The organism is Pantoea sp. Ft-CA_14, assembly GCF_024520875.1.
GTDB classification, from domain to species: Bacteria; Pseudomonadota; Gammaproteobacteria; order Enterobacterales; family Enterobacteriaceae; genus Pantoea; species Pantoea agglomerans.
In genome coordinates, this window is the sequence record NZ_JALNPM010000005.1 from 1 (window position 1) to 18,027 (window position 18,027).

Below are 18,027 nucleotides of genomic sequence, written 5' to 3' on the forward strand. Positions count from 1 at the left end.
GGAATAGCTCAGTTGGTAGAGCACGACCTTGCCAAGGTCGGGGTCGCGAGTTCGAGTCTCGTTTCCCGCTCCAGATTTAACATCACCCTCATTTCAGTCCGTTAGCCGACTGTTTTACGTCGCGTGATTTTGATTGTTTCATGAAGGTTATCCACAGCACTGCACCCCATCATCTGCGCCTGTTACGGCGATCTGTAAATGGCTTTTGAACAGAGTTATCCACAACCTTGCAGGTTAACCGAAGCGATAGCCTCATTATTAAATAAACACAACTTTTATATAAGTTGTTGATATTTATCATTATGAAAATATTTCAATTTGTTATTTAACAGCAAAATCAGCGTTGTTGCAGTTGAATGACAACAGCTTTTTATTTTTATTCACAGCATGTGGAAAACGATAATTCGCGATCAAGCTGTTCAATCACGCATCACGCGGTAAACCCTTCTCTACTGCACGAACCAGGCGCTTCTGCTGGGCAGGTTGCACTTCAACCACGAGTTGCTCGCGTTTCTGCTGCTGCTGCGTGATTGCCCACAGAATATGTTCATCCAGCAGGTCACTTTCACCGAGTCGTTGTTCCAGTACCTGAACGATTTCGGGCGACCAGGGCGCGTTACCCAGCGCCACTGCAATATTACGCAGCCAGCGTAAATGACCAATGCGGCGAATCGCTGAGCCTTCAGTGATGCGTAAAAACTTCGCTTCATCCCATTGAAACAGATCGATCAGCTCAGGGGCGTGTAGCGCCGCTCGCGGTGAAAAATCGCTTTCGTCACTGAGTTGTCCATAGCGATTCCACGGACAGATCAGCTGGCAGTCATCACAGCCATATATCCGGTTGCCCATCAGCGGGCGAAACTCTTCCGGGATCGCGCCTTCCAGCTCAATGGTGAGATAGGAAATACAGCGCCTGGCATCCACGACGTAGGGCTCAACGATCGCGCTGGTAGGGCAGATGGTCAAGCAGGCGACACAGCGGCCACACTGCTCCTGCTGCGGTGTATCTATCGGCAGCGGAATATCGATCAGCAGTTCGCCGAGGAAAAACCATGAGCCTGCTTCCCGATTCAGTATCAGCGAATGTTTGCCGGTCCAGCCGAGTCCCGCTTTGGCTGCCAGCGGCCGCTCAAGCAGCGGGGCCGAATCCACAAACGGGCGAAAATTAAGCTCGCCACAATGCTGCTGGATCATTTCTCCGAGCTTTTTCAGTCGATTGCGCAATACTTTGTGGTAATCACGACCTAATGCATAACGGCTGACATAGCCCAGTTGGGGATTTTTCAACGTGCTGGCAAAGGCGGCTTTGGCCGGAAGGTAGTTCATGCGAACGCTGATAACGCGCAGCGTGCCGGGCAGCAGTTCATGAGGACGCGCCCGCATCATGCCGTGTCGCGCCATCCACGCCATCTCGCCATGATACTGCTTATCCAGCCACGCCTGCAGGCGCGGCTCTTCCGCACTGAGATCGGTATCGGTGATGCCGACCTGCTGAAAGCCGAGATCCAATCCCCACTGTTTAATCTGTTGTGCGAATTGATGAAGATCGAGAGGGTATGACATGAGTAACCAGGATTCGAAGAAAAACAGCCGCAGTTTACCATATTCTGTCTGGCCTGCGCAGGCTGTGGCCCGGCTTGAGCAACAGGGGGCCGATGCGCTCGGCATTACGCTGTATGAGCTGATGCTGCGTGCCGGACAGGCCGCTTACGAGCATCTGACTGCGCACTGGCCAGAGGCCAGCCACTGGCTGATTCTGTGTGGTCACGGCAATAACGGTGGCGATGGTTATGTGCTGGCGCGACTGGGACAGGCGGCGGGCAAAACCGTTACGCTGCTGGCGTGCGAAAGTGAAAAAGCGTTGCCGGAAGAGGCGCAGCGTGCACGGGACGCGTGGCTGGATGCGGGCGGTGAAATTCATGCGGCCGATGCGGTCTGGCCAGAGCAGATCGATGTGATTGTGGATGCGCTGCTGGGAACCGGCAGTCATCGTGCGCCCGAAGAACCCTATGCCACGCTGATCCAGCAGGCGAACGCTCATGCGGCGCCGAAACTTGCCATTGATATGCCTTCCGGCTTATCAGCCCGCAATGGCACCGCGCCCGGTGAGGTAATTAATGCCAGCCATACGCTGAGTGTGGTTGCTCTTAAACCGGGCCAGATCACTGGCAAAGCGCGAGATTACATTGGAGAGCTTTACTATGCCGATCTCGGCCTGGCCGCTTTTCTGGCGGGCGAAGGGGCTCCCATCGCGCGTTATGATGCCAGCGCATTAACCCGCTGGCTCAAGCCGCGCAAACCAACCTCGCACAAGGGCAGTCACGGCCGGCTGCTGGTAGTGGGGGGCGATGCCGGTACCGCTGGCGCGGTACGGATGACGGCCGAAGCGGCGTTGCGCAGCGGTAGTGGGTTGGTGCGAGTACTTACTCACAAAGATAATATTATTCCGATCCTGACCGCCCGGCCCGAAATTATGGTCGATGAACTGACCGATGAGCGCCTGACGGAGGCGCTGGAGTGGGCCGATGTCATTGCGATAGGGCCCGGTCTGGGTCAGCGCGACTGGGGAAAGCGGGCGCTGAAGCGGGTAGCGAGCAGTGAAAAGCCGATGCTTTGGGACGCGGATGCACTTAACCTGCTGGCAATCAGTGCGGAGAAACGTCAGAATCGCATTATTACGCCGCATCCTGGAGAAGCGGCGCGTTTGCTGAATACCGAGACCAGTGAAATTGAGAGTGACCGCTTACATGCAGCGCAGACATTGGCGCAGCGTTATGGTGGCGTAGTGGTACTGAAAGGCGCCGGTACGCTGATTGCCAGCGAGCAGGGTGAAATGGCCTTTGCTGACGTGGGCAATGCCGGAATGGCCTCCGGCGGTATGGGCGATCTCCTGAGTGGAATCATCGCCTCGCTGGTGGGCCAGAAACTGACGCTGTTTGATGCGGCCTGCGCCGGCTGCGTTGCACATGGTGCCGCGGCCGATGCGGTCGCTGCGGAACGTGGTACGCGCGGTATGCTGGCAACTGATTTACTGGATCTGCTGTGGCAGTTTGTTAATCCTGAGATGAATAAAGAAGCATGAAGACCTGTGTTATCTCTTTGCCCGATGAGGCGGCTACGCTCAGTTTGGGCGCTCAGCTGGCGCGCGCCTGTGGCAGCGCGGCAGTGATTTATCTCTATGGCGATCTGGGGGCGGGTAAAACCACCTTCAGCCGCGGCTTTCTGCAGGCGCTGGGCCATCAGGGCAACGTCAAAAGCCCTACTTACACGCTGGTTGAGCCTTACACGCTGGACGACCGCACACTTTATCACTTCGACCTCTATCGTCTTGCCGATCCTGAAGAGCTTGAATTCATGGGCATCCGCGACTATTTCAGCGGCGATGCTATCTGCCTGGTTGAATGGCCGCAGCAGGGCGCCGGTTTTCTGCCGCCGCCCGATCTCACGCTAACGCTGCGTTACGTGGGTGAGGCGCGTGAAGCGGAACTGACGGCACAATCCTCGTCGGGCCAGCAATGGCTTGAACAATTTGGTCAGGGCAGGGATCAGGCATGATGTCACGGATGAAAATAGCGCTGGTGACACTGTTGCTGCTGGTCTGTACACCCCTGTTTGCTGCCACCCTGTCGGATATCAAAGTCGCCAATGGCGACAGCCAGGCAACCATCACCCTGAACTTTGCCGGACAACCTGTCTATGGCTTCTTCCCGCTGCGCAATCCTGACCGTGTGGTGCTTGATGTGCGCCAGAGCGGCGTGGTTCAGGGGCTGCCGTTAAATTTCAGCGGCGAAAACATCGTAAAGCGAATTCGCACCAGCACCCCGAAAGATAAACAGAGCGTGCGGCTGGTGTTTGAGCTGACGCAGGCGGGTAAAACCCGGGCGGTCACCCAGCGCAATGGCAACAGCTACAGCGTGGTCTTCACCATTACCGGTAAGCCGCCTGCTGTTACGCGCAGTGTGCCTGCGCCGGTAACGGCCCCGACGCGCGTGCCCACCCAGAGTGCCGCAGCGGCGAACCCCTTTAATTCGAATCCGGTGACGTCCGTGACCAGCACAGCCAGCACCGTGAGTCCTGGCCGGGCCGTCAGCCAGAACGATACCGTGATTGTGGCGATTGATGCCGGACATGGCGGTCAGGATCCCGGCGCTATCGGGCAGCGCGGACTGAAAGAGAAGAACGTCACAATCGCAATTGCACGTAAACTGCGGGTGTTGCTGAATAACGATCCGATGTTTAAAGGCGTCCTGACACGTGATGGCGACTATTTTATCTCGGTTATGGGCCGCTCCGACGTGGCGCGTAAAGCCAACGCCAACGTGCTGGTTTCAATTCATGCTGACGCTGCGCCGAGCCATGCGGCGACCGGTGCATCGGTCTGGGTATTATCAAACCGCCGGGCCAATAACGAGATGGCTAACTGGCTGGAGCAGAAAGAGAAACAGTCTGAGCTGCTGGGCGGCGCAGGTGACCTGCTGGCTAACAGTCAGGCCGACCCCTACCTCAGCCAGGCAGTACTTGACCTGCAATTCGGTCACTCGCAGCGGGTCGGTTATGACATCGCCCAGAAAGTGTTGCAGCAGATGCGTAGCGTGACGTCGCTGCATAAACGTCTGCCTGAGCATGCCAGTCTTGGCGTGCTGCGTTCACCCGATATTCCTTCTTTGCTGGTGGAAACCGGCTTTATCAGTAATTCCTCGGAGGAGCGACTGCTTGGCAGTAGCGCACACCAGGATAAGATTGCGCAGTCGATCTATAAAGGTCTGCGCACTTATTTCCTGGCGCACCCGCTGCAATCCATCCCAAAGGAGGAAAACCGGCCGCTGGGCTCGTCGCCAGCGGTTAACGTCGCCAGTAACCCGGCGACCGGGGTGACGCAATATACCGGCGTAACTCAGCGCCATACGGTAACGCGCGGTGAGACACTCTCCGGGATTGCCGCGAAGTATGGCGTCAGCATGTCGACCCTGCGTGAAATGAACACCCTGAAGCGGGATGTGGTATGGGTCGGACAGCGGTTGAAAGTGCCGGCCAGTGCGGCCGCCAGCCGCACCACGCGCGCCACGCCACGCGGCGTTGTGCGTCATAAAGTGGTTGTGGGGGATTCACTGACCGGCATTGCCGCACATTATGGCGTCAGCCCGAAAGCGATAATGCAGACCAATAATCTGAAATCGACCAACGTCATGTTGGGGCAGAACCTGAAAATCCCTGCATCCTGATTGTTTGCCCGGCCGCTGCGCCGGGCGACCAGCTAAAAGGAAAACCATGCCGATACAAATTTTACCGCCCCAACTGGCAAACCAGATTGCGGCGGGTGAAGTGGTTGAACGTCCTGCATCGGTTGTAAAAGAGCTGGTGGAGAACAGCCTGGATGCTGGTGCAACGCGCATTGACGTTGATATTGAAAAGGGGGGCGCAAAGCTTATCCGCATTCGTGACAACGGCTGCGGCATCGTGAAAAGCGAGCTGTCGATGGCGCTGGCCCGACACGCCACCAGTAAAATCGCCTCACTGGATGACCTGGAAGCGATCATGAGCCTGGGTTTTCGCGGTGAAGCGCTCGCCAGTATCAGTTCTGTCTCCCGCCTGACCTTAACCTCACGTACCGCCGATCAAACCGAAGCCTGGCAGGCCTATGCGGAAGGGCGTGATATGACGGTAACGGTTAAACCGGCTGCGCATCCCTGTGGGACCACGCTCGAAGTGCTGGATCTGTTTTATAACACCCCGGCGCGCCGCAAATTTATGCGCACAGAGAAAACCGAGTTCGGTCATATCGACGAAGTGATCCGTCGTATTGCACTGGCGCGTTTTGATGTCGCGCTTTCACTGAGCCACAACGGCAAAATGATGCGTCAGTATCGGGCCGTCAGCGAGGAGAGCCAGCGCGAACGGCGACTGGCAGCTATCTGCGGCACCACGTTTATTCAGCATGCGCTGCGAATTGACTGGCAGCATGATGATCTCTCGCTGCGCGGCTGGGTCGCCGATCCCGCCGGTTCGCGCCAGGTCACCGAGTTACAATATTGCTACGTCAATGGCCGGATGATGCGCGACAAGCTGATTAATCACGCTATCCGCCAGGCTTTCCAGACCCAGCTCCAGGATGACCAGCAGCCCGCTTATGTGCTCTATCTGGAGATCGATCCGCATCAGGTGGATGTCAACGTTCACCCGGCCAAGCATGAAGTGCGTTTTCATCAGTCACGCCTGGTGCATGATTTTATTTATCAGGGCGTGGTCAGCGCATTACAGGCGATAGCGTCACCCATTTTGCCTGCGCTGCAGGCAGAAGAAACCGCACCGCGCTGGCAGCCGGAAAACCGTCAGGCGGCGGGAGGGAATCATTTTGCGCAGCCTTCAGCCCCCGCCAGCGAGAATCAATCTTCAGCCTCCACGCGGCAAACACCGCCCGCAGCGGCGCCGGCCTGGCAAAACAAAGAGAACGCGTATCGTCAGCGTGAAGGCGCGGTTTATCAGCAGTTGCTGAAAACGCCTGTCAGCGCCACGCCGCCGCCAAAAAACCGTGAACCGGCACCGCGTACGGCCGAAAAACTCTCGCCGCTGGCCGCGCATGCCCAGAGTTTTGGCCGGGTACTGACCGTGTTACAAAACCACTATGCGCTGCTGGAGCAGGATCAGAAGTTAATGCTGATGGCGCTGCCGGTCGCGGCGCGCTGGCTGAAACAGGCGCAGCTTGAACCGGGTGAAGATGGGCTTAAACCGCAACCCCTGCTGATTCCGGTGCGGCTCAAAATCGCCCTGGATGAACGGCAGGCCGCAAAAGAAAAGAGCAGCCTGCTCAATCAGATGGGTATTGATCTTCAGCCCGAAGGCGACCACGTGACCTTACGCGCGGTGCCTTTACCGTTACGAACACAAAATTTACAAATCTTGATTCCTGAGCTGTTAGGCTATCTCGCCCGGCAGCAGGAGATCTCTGCGACGCAACTGGCCCAGTGGCTGGCGCGGCGTCAGGATACAGAGTCCTCCGACTGGAATCACTCACAGGCGATCAACCTGCTGGCAGAGCTTGAACGGCTTTGCCCACAGCTGCTGAAATCGCCGCCTTCAGGCTTATTACAGCCCATAGAGATTGAGAGCGCGATCAACGCGTTGAAGCATGAGTGAATTAAACCAGGCTGGCCGGCCAAAGGCTATTTTTTTGATGGGACCCACGGCTTCTGGCAAGACTGCTTTAGCAATTGAATTGCGTAAGCGGTTACCAGTGGAACTAATCAGCGTAGACTCTGCCTTAATCTATCGTCAGATGGATATTGGTACGGCGAAACCGTCGGCTGAGGAGTTAGCAGTGGCCCCCCATCGTCTGCTCGACATTCGCGATCCCGCTGAAGCCTATTCGGCAGCGGAGTTCCGGCGGGATGCTTTAGCAGAAATGGCGGATATCGTTGAAGCCGGACGAATACCGTTGCTTGTTGGTGGAACCATGCTCTACTTCAAGGCGTTACTTGAAGGATTGTCGCCGTTGCCCTCGGCCGATCCCGACGTTCGTCAGCGGATAGAGCAAACGGCGCGTGAAAAAGGCTGGGAAGCTTTACACCGCCAGCTGTGTGAAATCGACCCGGTTGCCGGCAGTCGTATTCATCCGAATGATCCGCAGAGACTTTCGCGAGCACTGGAAGTTTTTTTTATTTCGGGTAAAACTTTAACGGAACTGACAAAAACATCCGGTGAAGCGTTACCCTACGACGTGCAACAGTTTGCCATCGCCCCCGCGAGCCGTGAATTGCTGCACCAGCGCATCGCGTTGCGTTTTGAGCAGATGTTGGCGTCAGGATTTGAAGCGGAGTCTCGGGCCCTTTTTGCACGAGGTGATTTGCATACGGACATGCCTTCCATTCGTTGTGTTGGCTATCGTCAGATGTGGTCTTATTTATCGGGCGAAATCGATTACAGCGAGATGGTTTATCGGGGAATTTGCGCAACCCGGCAGCTTGCTAAGCGACAGATGACCTGGTTACGCGGTTGGGAAAATGTTCACTGGCTTGACAGTGACGAGCCCCGGCTGGCGCGTGATACAGTGTTACAGGTTCTTAGTGCGAAGCATGGGTGATTGTGTACAATTGATGGGTTATCGTGCGCAAATTTTTACGCAGTTTTTTCAGAACCATAGGTTCTACTTGCAACAAACAACAAGCATATAAGGAAAAGATAGAATGGCTAAGGGGCAATCATTACAAGACCCGTTTTTGAACGCACTGCGTCGTGAACGTGTTCCGGTTTCGATTTATCTGGTTAACGGTATTAAGTTGCAGGGTCAGATTGAGTCATTTGATCAGTTCGTCATTTTGTTGAAAAACACGGTGAGTCAGATGGTGTATAAGCACGCCATTTCTACCGTTGTTCCTTCACGCCCGGTTTCTCACCATAGCAATAATACCGGTGGCGGCAGCAACAATTACCATCATGGCGGCAGCAACACAACTGCGCAGCCACAGCCACAACAAGACGGTGATAACGCAGAATAACGCGTCACCGTACAGCCAGGAACGGAGAACAGCGGTTTTCCGTCCTGGTCTTTTATTTAGCGAGGTTATAGCTTGTTTGACCGTTATGAAGCCGGTGAGCAGGCCGTACTGGTACACATCTGGTTCTCCCAAGACAAAGAAGTAGAAGATTTGCAGGAGTTTGAAACCCTGGTCTCTTCTGCTGGCGTTGAGGCGCTGCAAGTGGTTACTGGCAGCCGCAAAGCGCCACACCCCAAGTATTTTGTCGGTGAAGGAAAGGCCGTTGAAATTGCCGATGCGGTAAAAACAACAGGAGCATCGGTCGTATTATTCGATCATGCCCTTACGCCCGCTCAGGAAAGAAACCTCGAGCGCCTGTGCGAATGCCGGGTCATTGATCGCACCGGTTTAATTCTGGATATCTTTGCCCAACGCGCACGTACCCACGAAGGTAAATTGCAGGTTGAGCTGGCACAGCTGCGCCATCTTGCGACACGTCTGGTGCGCGGCTGGACCCACCTTGAACGCCAGAAAGGCGGGATTGGTTTACGTGGCCCGGGTGAAACGCAGTTAGAAACGGACCGCCGGCTGTTGCGCGGCCGTATCAGTCAGATTTTGTCTCGTCTTGAGCGAGTTGAAAAACAGCGTGAACAGGGACGTCAGTCACGCGCCAAAGCGGATGTGCCAACGGTTTCGCTGGTGGGTTACACCAACGCCGGCAAGTCGACCCTCTTTAACGCCATGACTTCCGCCAATGTCTTTGCCGCAGACCAGCTGTTTGCGACGCTCGACCCCACACTGCGCCGTCTGAATGTTGCTGATGTCGGGGACGTGGTACTGGCGGACACGGTAGGCTTTATTCGCCATCTTCCTCACGATTTGGTTGCCGCTTTTAAAGCCACGCTGCAGGAGACTCGTCAGGCGACGCTGTTAATGCACGTGATTGATGGGGCTGACCTTCGCGTCACGGAAAATATCGCCGCCGTCGATGCCGTACTGGAAGAGATTGAAGCGGACGAAATCCCGACGTTACTGGTGATGAATAAAATCGATATGCTCGACGGATTCGAACCACGTATCGATCGTAACGAAGAGAACCTGCCAATCCGCGTCTGGCTTTCCGCCCAGACAGGCGCAGGCATTCCGTTGCTATGGCAGGCGCTGTCTGAGCGTCTGGCGGGTGAAATAGCCCAGCACGCATTACGTCTGCCACCGGAAGCGGGGCGACTTCGCAGCCGTTTCTATCAGCTGCAGGCGATTGAGAAAGAGTGGAATGAAGAAGACGGCAGTGTAGGATTGCAGATACGTATGCCCATTATTGAGTGGATGCGTTTATGTAAGCAGGAACCGTCGCTGACCAGTTACATTGTTTGATGTTGCCCAAACGCATTTACCTTAAAAATTGAAGATTGTCGCACTTTCTTTGCAGACCCGAATACGCTGGCGTTACCCGAGTATTTTGGATTTCAGCAAGGCGGCAACTGAGTGAATCCCCGGGAGCTTACGCAGGTAAGTGACCGGGGTGAGCGAAGGCAGCCAACACCGCTGCAATCCGAAAGCTGAAGGGTAAAAATCGTAATTACAATAAATGGAGTAGAAACATGGCGTGGAATCAGCCCGGAAATAACGGACAGGACCGCGACCCGTGGGGAAGCAGCAATAATCAAGGCGGCAACTCTGGGGGGAATAAGGGAGGACGGGAATCCGGGCCTCCTGATCTGGATGATATCTTCCGTAAGCTGAGCAAGAAGCTTGGTGGACTGGGCGGTGGCAAACAGAACGACAACGGTCAGCGCGGCTCCGGCAGCGGTGGCAAAATTGTTGGTATCGTGGCTGTTGCTGCTGTAGTCATCTGGGCTGCAAGCGGTTTCTACACCATCAAAGAAGCGGAACGTGGCGTGGTGACGCGCTTCGGTAAATTCAGTCATCTGGTCGAACCCGGCCTGAACTGGAAGCCGACATTCGTTGATCAGGTGCGTGCGGTTAACGTTGAATCGGTGCGCGAACTGGCTGCTTCTGGCGTCATGCTGACTTCAGATGAGAACGTGGTACGCGTGGAGATGAACGTGCAGTACCGCGTGACCGATCCGGAACGTTATCTTTATGCTGTGACCAGCGCGGACGACAGCCTGCGTCAGGCTACCGACAGCGCACTGCGCGGCGTGATTGGTCGCTCTACCATGGACCGCATTCTGACCGAAGGTCGTACTGTGGTGCGTAGCGATACCCAGCGTGAAATCGACGAGACGATTCGCCCTTATAACATGGGGATCGCGGTGCTGGACGTCAACTTCCAGGCTGCACGTCCGCCGGAAGAGGTGAAGTCTGCATTTGATGACGCGATTGCCGCACGCGAAAACCGCGAGCAGTATGTTCGCGAAGCCGAAGCTTACGCCAACGAAGTTCAGCCTCGTGCTAACGGCCAGGCGCAACGTATTCTGGAAGAGGCACGCGCTTACAAAGAGCGTACCGTTCTGGAAGCGCAGGGTGAGGTGGCGCGTTTCGCCAAGATCCTGCCTGAGTATAAAGCTGCACCCGAAATCACCAAAGAGCGCCTCTATATCGAGACCATGGAACGTGTGCTGAGCCATACCCGCAAAGTACTGGTTAACGATCGGAGTAATAACCTGATGGTGCTGCCGCTGGATCAACTGATGCGTGGCGGTCAGACTTCATCGGGCCAGAATGGTCAGAAAGGCGCGAATGGTTCTTCGCTGCCTGCGCGCTCCGATAGCAGTGCCAGCCGCAATGACACGTCGTCATACAGTCCGGACAATATCATGGATCAGCGTCGGGCAAATGCTCAGCGCAGCGACAGCCAGCGCGAAGGGAGAGAGTAATCGATGCGTAAGCCAATAGTATTTTTAATCATTGTCGTGCTGGTGGCGCTCTATGCGTCCCTGTTTGTGGTGCAGGAAGGGCAGCGAGGCATTGTTCTGCGCTTCGGTAAAGTCCTGCGCGACGGCGAAAACAAACCGCAGGTGTTTGAGCCGGGTCTGCATTTCAAGATTCCATTCCTGGAAACGGTTAAAACGCTGGATGCGCGTATCCAGACCATGGATAACCAGGCCGATCGCTTCGTCACCAAAGAGAAGAAAGATCTGATCGTGGACTCCTACATCAAGTGGCGTATCAGCGACTTCAGTCGCTACTACCTGGCCACCGGTGGCGGTGATGTCTCTCAGGCGGAAGTGCTGCTGAAACGTAAGTTCAGTGACCGCTTGCGTTCTGAGATGGGTCGTCTGGATGTGAAAGATATCGTAACGGACTCCCGTGGTCGTCTGACTACCGATGTGCGTGACGCGCTGAATACCGGCTCTGCAGGCAACGATGATGAAATCGCAACCCCTGCGGCTGATGACGCGATTGCCAGTGCAGCGGCCCGTGTCGAGCGTGAAACCAACAGCAGCGAGCCAGCACCAAACCCGAACAGTATGGCGGCGTTAGGTATTCAGGTGGTGGATGTTCGCATCAAGCAGATCAACCTGCCGACTGAAGTGTCTGATGCGATCTTTAACCGTATGCGTGCTGAGCGTGAAGCGGTAGCGCGTAGCCAGCGTTCACAGGGTCAGGAAGAGGCGGAAAAACTGCGCGCCCAGGCCGATTACCAGGTCACCCGTACTCTGGCTGAAGCCCAGCGTGAAGCGCTGATTACACGCGGTGACGGTGATGCGGAAACGGCGCGGTTGTTTGCCGATTCGTTCAGCAAAGATCCTGACTTCTACGCCTTTATTCGTAGCCTGCGTGCCTATGAAAACAGCTTCAATAGCGATCAGGATGTGATGGTATTAAGCCCGGATAGCGACTTCTTCCGATATATGAAGGCGCCCTCTAACGCGACACGCTAAGAACTGATATAACCTGTGGGCCGACAATGTTGTCGGCCCTTTTTTTTTGGGTATCAGAATGAAAACAAGCATCTGGATGGCGCTGGCGCTGGTGTTAGTGCTGGAAGGGTTGGGACCAATGTTTATGCCGCGCGCCTGGCGACGCATGATCCTGACGATGACGCGGTTGCCCGATCGTCTGCTGCACCGCTTTGGTGGCGGACTGGTCGTTGCTGGCATGGTGATTTACTGCATGCTCAGCCTGCACGGCAACCTCTGAGGCTGACGTTCAGACCGGCTAAATTGTGCCTTTCAACGCTATTATCCCCAACATGTTGTAGTGATCAAAACTCAGGCAAAAAAGCGCGCAATCGTATGCTAAAAGTGCTGAAAACCACGGGATCAGATGGTAGAATCCTTTTTTAAGCAATCGGTGATTTTGAGAAATGGGTAAGAACGTCGTCGTACTGGGCACCCAATGGGGTGACGAAGGTAAAGGTAAGATTGTAGACCTTCTGACTGAGCGCGCGAATTACGTTGTGCGTTATCAAGGCGGCCACAATGCGGGCCACACGCTTGTCATCAACGGTGAAAAAACCGTCCTCCACCTGATCCCTTCTGGCATTCTGCGCGATAACGTCACCAGTATCATTGGTAACGGCGTAGTGCTCTCTCCTGAAGCCTTAATGAAAGAGATGAAAGGCCTGGAAGCGCGCGGGATTCCGGTACGCGAACGTCTGCTGATTTCTGAAGCCTGTCCGCTGATCCTGCAATATCATGTTGCGATGGATATGGCGCGTGAACGTGCTCGTGGCGCCAAAGCGATTGGTACTACTGGTCGTGGCATCGGACCGGCTTACGAAGATAAAGTCGCTCGCCGTGCCCTGCGCGTCAGCGACCTGTTTAACAAAGAAACCTTTGCTGCCAAGCTGAAAGAAGTGGTCGATTTCTACAACTTCCAGCTGGTGGAGTACTACAAAGAGCCGGCAGTCGACTTCGATAAAGTGCTGAGTGATGTGATGGAAGTCGCTGACATCATCACTGGCATGGTCGTTGACGTCTCTGAACTGCTGGACGTCGCGCGTAAGCGTGGCGATCTGATTATGTTTGAAGGTGCGCAGGGTACGCTGCTGGATATCGATCACGGTACCTATCCGTACGTGACCTCATCCAACACCACCGCAGGTGGCGTAGCGACCGGTTCAGGCATTGGCCCGCGTTATGTCGACTACGTGCTGGGTATTGTGAAAGCTTACTCAACCCGCGTTGGCGCAGGCCCGTTCCCGACCGAGCTGTTCGATGAAACCGGCGAATTCCTCTGTGCGCAGGGTAATGAGTTTGGTGCGACCACCGGTCGTCGTCGTCGTACCGGCTGGCTGGATGCGGTAGCGGTTCGCCGCGCAGTTCAGATCAACTCCCTGTCAGGTTTCTGCATGACCAAGCTGGACGTGCTGGATGGCCTGAAAGAGGTGAAGATCTGTGTGGCTTATCGTATGCCTGATGGCCGCGAAGTGACCACCACGCCACTGGCGGCAGAGAACTGGGAAGGCATTGAGCCGATCTACGAAACCCTGCCAGGCTGGAGCGAGACAACGTTTGGCGTCAAGACGCTGGAAGGTTTGCCTCAGGCTGCGCGTGACTACATCAAGCGTGTGGAAGAGGTAACGGGTGTGCCGATTGATATCATCTCAACCGGCCCTGATCGTAGTGAAACAATGATTCTGCGCGACCCGTTCGACGCGTAATCATTCAGGCCGGACGCTGTCCGGCCCTTGTTTTTCCATTCTTTGATGCCACTTAACCTCCCTTCGCTTGTCAAACCTTCTGCTGGCTTAAAAAAGCGCACGGCCAGACAGACTCTGGTTTATCATCGTAGCTAATCGAATGGCGATCCGATTTAATCCTGGCATCAATCACAGGGCGAATAAGGTCATGCCGCGCCTGAAGGTTCACTGAGGTTACTGTGCAGCTCACGAGTTTTACTGATTATGGCTTACGGGCACTGATTTATCTGGCATCGTTGCCGGAAGGTCAGCAGACCAATATTACGGAAGTGACGAACACTTATGGTTTGTCCCGTAATCATATGGTCAAAATTATCAATCAGCTGAGCCGGGCGGGCTATGTCGCCGCAACGCGTGGTAAAAACGGGGGCATTCGTCTGGGTATGCCAGCTCGTCAGATTGTCATTGGCGATGTGGTACGTAAGATGGAACCACTACAATTAGTGGATTGCGCGTCCTGTTCCATCACGCCAGCCTGTCGTCTGAAGCAGGCGTTACATGATGCGGTGCAGCGATTTTTGCAGGAGCTGGATAGCTATACGTTGGCAGATCTGGTCGAAGGAAATACACCACTTTATGAGATCATCTTGTCCAGATCGCCGGTGGAAATAAATATTAAATGACATCGGAGGAACCGCTATGTCAAAAGATCCTTTTCAGGATAGAGAAGCTGAAAAATACGAAAACCCTATTCCGAGCCGTGAATTTATTCTGGCTCTGTTAGAAAAACGTGAAAAACCGGCCAGCCGCGAAGAGCTGGCTGAAGAGATGAATCTGCAGGAAGAAGAACACCTTGAGGCGCTGCGTCGCCGCCTTCGCGCCATGGAGCGTGATGGTCAGCTGGTGTTCACCCGCCGTCAGTGTTATGCCCTGCCAGAACGTCTTGATCTCCTGCGCGGTAAAGTCATTGGCCACCGCGATGGCTACGGCTTCCTGCGGGCAGAAGGTCAGAAAGATGACCTCTACCTTTCCGCAGAACAGATGAAATTCTGTATGCACGGTGACGTGATCCTGGCGCAGCCGCTGGGTGCCGATCGCAAAGGCCGCCGCGAAGCGCGCGTGGTCCGGGTGCAGGAACCCCGCAACAATCAGATCGTTGGCCGTTACTTTACCGATGCCGGTGCCGGCTTCGTGGTACCGGACGACAGTCGCCTGAGTTTTGACATCCTCATCCCGCCTGAAGAGACGATGAATGCCCGCATGGGTTCCGTGGTGGTGGTTGAGCTGGTCCAGCGTCCGAACCGTCGCAGCAAAGCGATCGGTAAAATCGCCGAGATTCTGGGCGATGATATGGGTACCAGCCTGGCCGTGGATATGGCGCTGCGTACGCATGAAATCCCGCACACCTGGCCGCCGGAAGTGGAAGCTCAGGTCAGCAAACTGAAAGAAGAAGTCCCGGAAGAGGCCAAAAAAGGCCGCGTCGATCTGCGTAAGCTGCCGCTGGTCACCATCGATGGTGAAGATGCCCGTGACTTTGATGATGCTGTTTACTGTGAGAAGAAGCGCGGTGGCGGATGGCGTCTGTGGGTAGCTATCGCGGATGTCAGCTATTACGTCCGTCCTGGCACCCCTCTGGATGACGAAGCGCATCAGCGCGGAACCTCGGTCTACTTCCCGTCGCAGGTTGTGCCGATGCTGCCGGAAGTGCTGTCGAATGGCTTATGTTCGCTTAACCCGCAGGTTGATCGCCTCTGTATGGTGTGCGAGATGACCATCTCGACCAAAGGTAAACTGACCGGCTTCAAGCACTACGAAGCGGTGATGAACTCCCATGCGCGTCTGACCTACAACAAAGTCTGGAACATCCTGCAGGGCGACAAAGAGCTGCGTCAGCAGTATGCGCCGCTGGTTAAAGACCTTGAAGAGCTGAACAACCTCTATCATGCGCTGGAAGCCGCTCGTGAAGAGCGCGGCGGTATCTCGTTTGAAACGGAAGAGGCGAAGTTTATCTTCAACGCCGAGCGCCGTATTGAGCGTGTTGAGCGCGTGTCACGTAATGACGCTCATAAGCTGATCGAAGAGTGCATGATCCTGGCGAACATCGCCTCGGCACGCTTCGTTGAGAAAAATCAGGAACCGGCGCTGTTCCGCGATCACGATCGTCCGACCGACGAAAGCATCAAGAGCTTCCGTACCGTGCTCAACGAGCTGGGACTGAGCCTGCCTGGTGGCAATAAACCGCAGCCAATCGACTATGCGGCGCTGCTGAAGCAGGTTGCCGATCGTCCTGATGCGGAAATGCTGCAAACCATGCTGCTGCGTTCGATGAAGCAGGCCGTTTACGACCCGGAAAACCGCGGTCACTTTGGTCTGGCACTCTCGTCGTATGCGCACTTTACCTCGCCAATCCGTCGTTACCCGGATCTGACGCTGCATCGCGCCATCAAATATCTGCTGGCAAAAGAGCAGGATGAAGGTAAAGGCCTGGTACAGCGCGCCATTAAATACCTGATGCCGAGAGATCGCAGCGTCGCCAAAGATATGACGACAGCAACCGGCGGCTATCACTACGACATGCCGCAGATGCTGCAACTGGGCCTGCACTGTTCCCTGACCGAACGCCGCGCCGATGAAGCGACCCGTGACGTCGCGGACTGGCTCAAGTGTGACTTCATGCAGGATCAGGTTGGCAACGTCTTCAACGGCGTCATTTCCAGCGTGACCGGATTTGGCTTCTTTGTACGCTTAAGCGATCTGTTCATTGATGGTCTGGTCCACGTTTCGACGCTCGACAACGATTACTACCGTTTTGACCCGGTAGGTCAGCGTCTGATCGGTGAATCGGGCGGTCGCACCTATCGTCTGGGTGACACGGTTGAAGTGCGTGTTGAAGCCGTCCATATGGATGAGCGTAAAATCGACTTTGCCCTGATCTCCAGCCAGCGTCAGGTACGTGGTGAAGGCAAAACCGCACGCGACCGGGCGAAGCGTGACGACAAAGCGCCAGCGAAACGCCGTCGTGATGCGAGCAAGAAGTCCAACTTCGAGCCGGACGCCGCTTTCCGGGGCGACAAGAGTAAGCCCGCCGCTGCAAATACCGAGAATAAAAGTAAAAACGTCTCGGAAAAAACCCGTAAAATCGCCGCCGCCACCCGGGCGAAGCGCGCCAGAAAAAAGGCGCAGCCTGACTGATGCGCGCACCCGCCCTTTCTCACTGAGAAAGGGCGGTCATTCATTCATTTCCAAACACTGAGCAGATCGATGAGCGAAATTATTTTTGGTATCCATGCCGTGCAGGCGCTGCTGGAACGTGATCCACAACGTTTCCAGGAAGTCTTTATCCTCAAAGGCCGCGACGATCGTCGCCTGCAACCCGTGGTCGCCGCGCTGGAAGCTCAGGGGGTCGTGATTCAGCTGGCCGAGCGCAAGTGGCTCGACAGCCAGGTTGAAGGCGGTGTGCATCAGGGTATTGTGGCGCGGGTAAAACCGGGTCGTCAGTATCAGGAAGGCGACCTGCCGGATCTGCTGCAGAGCCTGGAGAAACCCTTCCTGCTGGTGCTGGACGGGGTCACCGATCCGCACAATCTGGGTGCCTGCCTGCGCAGTGCCGATGCGGCCGGTGTGCACGCGATTATCGTGCCGAAAGATCGCTCTGCGCCCCTGAATGCAACGGCCAAAAAAGTGGCCAGCGGCGCGGCAGAAAATGTGCCGTTGATCCGCGTCACCAACCTGGCACGTACCCTGCGTCTGCTGCAGGAGTACAACATCTGGGTTGTCGGTACCGCAGGTGAAGCTGACCATACCGTCTTCCAGAGCAAAATGACCGGTCCGATGGCGCTGGTGATGGGCGCGGAAGGGGAAGGCATGCGTCGTCTGACCCGTGAGCATTGCGATGAGCTGATCAGCATTCCGATGGCCGGCAGCGTCTCTTCGCTGAATGTCTCGGTTGCTACGGGTGTCTGCCTGTTTGAAGCGGTGCGTCAGCGCAACGCCTGATCCCCGATG

At 55.6% G+C, this 18,027-nt stretch carries 15 protein-coding genes; 14 read left to right on the top strand and 1 reads right to left on the bottom strand.

The window, feature by feature from the left end:
* Window positions 1-423 precede the first annotated feature (423 nt).
* On the bottom strand, window positions 424-1,563 hold the full coding sequence (gene queG, locus NR195_RS09445; protein ID WP_256844449.1) for a tRNA epoxyqueuosine(34) reductase QueG: 1,140 nt from the start codon (window positions 1,561-1,563) through the stop codon (window positions 424-426).
* Between queG and nnr the strand changes: the two genes are divergently transcribed.
* The 14 genes from nnr to rlmB all read left to right on the top strand — a co-directional run bounded on the left by nnr (window position 1,562) and on the right by rlmB (window position 18,018).
* Entirely contained in the window at window positions 1,562-3,082 is a 1,521-nt protein-coding gene (gene nnr / locus NR195_RS09450; RefSeq protein ID WP_256844450.1) for a bifunctional ADP-dependent NAD(P)H-hydrate dehydratase/NAD(P)H-hydrate epimerase, read from the top strand. The genes queG and nnr overlap by 2 nt on opposite strands.
* Entirely contained in the window at window positions 3,079-3,555 is a 477-nt protein-coding gene (gene tsaE, locus NR195_RS09455) for a tRNA (adenosine(37)-N6)-threonylcarbamoyltransferase complex ATPase subunit type 1 TsaE (RefSeq protein ID WP_010256103.1), read from the top strand. The genes nnr and tsaE overlap by 4 nt, the downstream gene beginning before the upstream one ends.
* Entirely contained in the window at window positions 3,552-5,222 is a 1,671-nt protein-coding gene (amiB, locus tag NR195_RS09460) for an N-acetylmuramoyl-L-alanine amidase AmiB (protein ID WP_033769796.1), read from the top strand. The genes tsaE and amiB overlap by 4 nt, the downstream gene beginning before the upstream one ends.
* A gap of 46 nt (window positions 5,223-5,268) precedes the next feature.
* Window positions 5,269-7,134 carry a DNA mismatch repair endonuclease MutL gene (gene mutL / locus NR195_RS09465; protein ID WP_256844451.1) on the top strand — a complete coding sequence of 622 codons (1,866 nt, stop codon included), beginning with the start codon at window positions 5,269-5,271 and terminating at the stop codon, window positions 7,132-7,134.
* Window positions 7,127-8,077, top strand: a complete 951-nt coding sequence (gene miaA / locus NR195_RS09470; protein ID WP_010256112.1) for a tRNA (adenosine(37)-N6)-dimethylallyltransferase MiaA — start codon at window positions 7,127-7,129, stop codon at window positions 8,075-8,077. Before mutL ends, miaA begins: the two co-directional genes overlap by 8 nt.
* A gap of 103 nt (window positions 8,078-8,180) precedes the next feature.
* Entirely contained in the window at window positions 8,181-8,492 is a 312-nt protein-coding gene (hfq, locus tag NR195_RS09475) for an RNA chaperone Hfq (RefSeq protein ID WP_010256116.1), read from the top strand.
* Between the two features lie 72 nt (window positions 8,493-8,564).
* Window positions 8,565-9,845, top strand: a complete 1,281-nt coding sequence (gene hflX, locus NR195_RS09480; protein ID WP_010256119.1) for a ribosome rescue GTPase HflX — start codon at window positions 8,565-8,567, stop codon at window positions 9,843-9,845.
* Window positions 9,846-10,072: 227 nt separating this feature from the next.
* A complete protein-coding gene (gene hflK / locus NR195_RS09485; protein WP_033758916.1) occupies window positions 10,073-11,311 on the top strand; it encodes an FtsH protease activity modulator HflK in 1,239 nt (412 codons plus the stop codon).
* A gap of 3 nt (window positions 11,312-11,314) precedes the next feature.
* On the top strand, window positions 11,315-12,319 hold the full coding sequence (hflC, locus tag NR195_RS09490) for a protease modulator HflC (protein ID WP_010256123.1): 1,005 nt from the start codon (window positions 11,315-11,317) through the stop codon (window positions 12,317-12,319).
* A gap of 58 nt (window positions 12,320-12,377) precedes the next feature.
* On the top strand, window positions 12,378-12,578 hold the full coding sequence (locus NR195_RS09495; RefSeq protein ID WP_010256126.1) for a DUF2065 domain-containing protein: 201 nt from the start codon (window positions 12,378-12,380) through the stop codon (window positions 12,576-12,578).
* Between the two features lie 166 nt (window positions 12,579-12,744).
* Window positions 12,745-14,043 (top strand): adenylosuccinate synthase, encoded by a 1,299-nt coding sequence (locus NR195_RS09500; RefSeq protein WP_010256129.1) that lies wholly within the window; start codon window positions 12,745-12,747, stop codon window positions 14,041-14,043.
* Window positions 14,044-14,261: 218 nt separating this feature from the next.
* Window positions 14,262-14,705 carry a nitric oxide-sensing transcriptional repressor NsrR gene (nsrR, locus tag NR195_RS09505; protein WP_010256130.1) on the top strand — a complete coding sequence of 148 codons (444 nt, stop codon included), beginning with the start codon at window positions 14,262-14,264 and terminating at the stop codon, window positions 14,703-14,705.
* A 16-nt stretch (window positions 14,706-14,721) separates the two neighbouring features.
* Window positions 14,722-17,214, top strand: coding sequence for a ribonuclease R (gene rnr / locus NR195_RS09510; RefSeq protein ID WP_061902002.1), 2,493 nt, complete (start codon window positions 14,722-14,724; stop codon window positions 17,212-17,214).
* Window positions 17,215-17,283: 69 nt separating this feature from the next.
* Window positions 17,284-18,018, top strand: coding sequence for a 23S rRNA (guanosine(2251)-2'-O)-methyltransferase RlmB (rlmB, locus tag NR195_RS09515; protein WP_010256134.1), 735 nt, complete (start codon window positions 17,284-17,286; stop codon window positions 18,016-18,018).
* Window positions 18,019-18,027 lie beyond the last annotated feature (9 nt).

What these genes read in the sequence shown, in the direction of transcription:
- nnr (WP_256844450.1), top strand. Translation starts at nt 1,562, where the DNA reads ATGAGTAACCAGGATTCGAAGAAAAACAGCCGCAGTTTACCATATTCT.
- queG (WP_256844449.1), bottom strand. Translation starts at nt 1,563, where the DNA reads ATGTCATACCCTCTCGATCTTCATCAATTCGCACAACAGATTAAACAG.
- tsaE (WP_010256103.1), top strand. Translation starts at nt 3,079, where the DNA reads ATGAAGACCTGTGTTATCTCTTTGCCCGATGAGGCGGCTACGCTCAGT.
- amiB (WP_033769796.1), top strand. Translation starts at nt 3,552, where the DNA reads ATGATGTCACGGATGAAAATAGCGCTGGTGACACTGTTGCTGCTGGTC.
- mutL (WP_256844451.1), top strand. Translation starts at nt 5,269, where the DNA reads ATGCCGATACAAATTTTACCGCCCCAACTGGCAAACCAGATTGCGGCG.
- miaA (WP_010256112.1), top strand. Translation starts at nt 7,127, where the DNA reads ATGAGTGAATTAAACCAGGCTGGCCGGCCAAAGGCTATTTTTTTGATG.
- hfq (WP_010256116.1), top strand. Translation starts at nt 8,181, where the DNA reads ATGGCTAAGGGGCAATCATTACAAGACCCGTTTTTGAACGCACTGCGT.
- hflK (WP_033758916.1), top strand. Translation starts at nt 10,073, where the DNA reads ATGGCGTGGAATCAGCCCGGAAATAACGGACAGGACCGCGACCCGTGG.
- hflC (WP_010256123.1), top strand. Translation starts at nt 11,315, where the DNA reads ATGCGTAAGCCAATAGTATTTTTAATCATTGTCGTGCTGGTGGCGCTC.
- NR195_RS09495 (WP_010256126.1), top strand. Translation starts at nt 12,378, where the DNA reads ATGAAAACAAGCATCTGGATGGCGCTGGCGCTGGTGTTAGTGCTGGAA.
- NR195_RS09500 (WP_010256129.1), top strand. Translation starts at nt 12,745, where the DNA reads ATGGGTAAGAACGTCGTCGTACTGGGCACCCAATGGGGTGACGAAGGT.
- rnr (WP_061902002.1), top strand. Translation starts at nt 14,722, where the DNA reads ATGTCAAAAGATCCTTTTCAGGATAGAGAAGCTGAAAAATACGAAAAC.
- rlmB (WP_010256134.1), top strand. Translation starts at nt 17,284, where the DNA reads ATGAGCGAAATTATTTTTGGTATCCATGCCGTGCAGGCGCTGCTGGAA.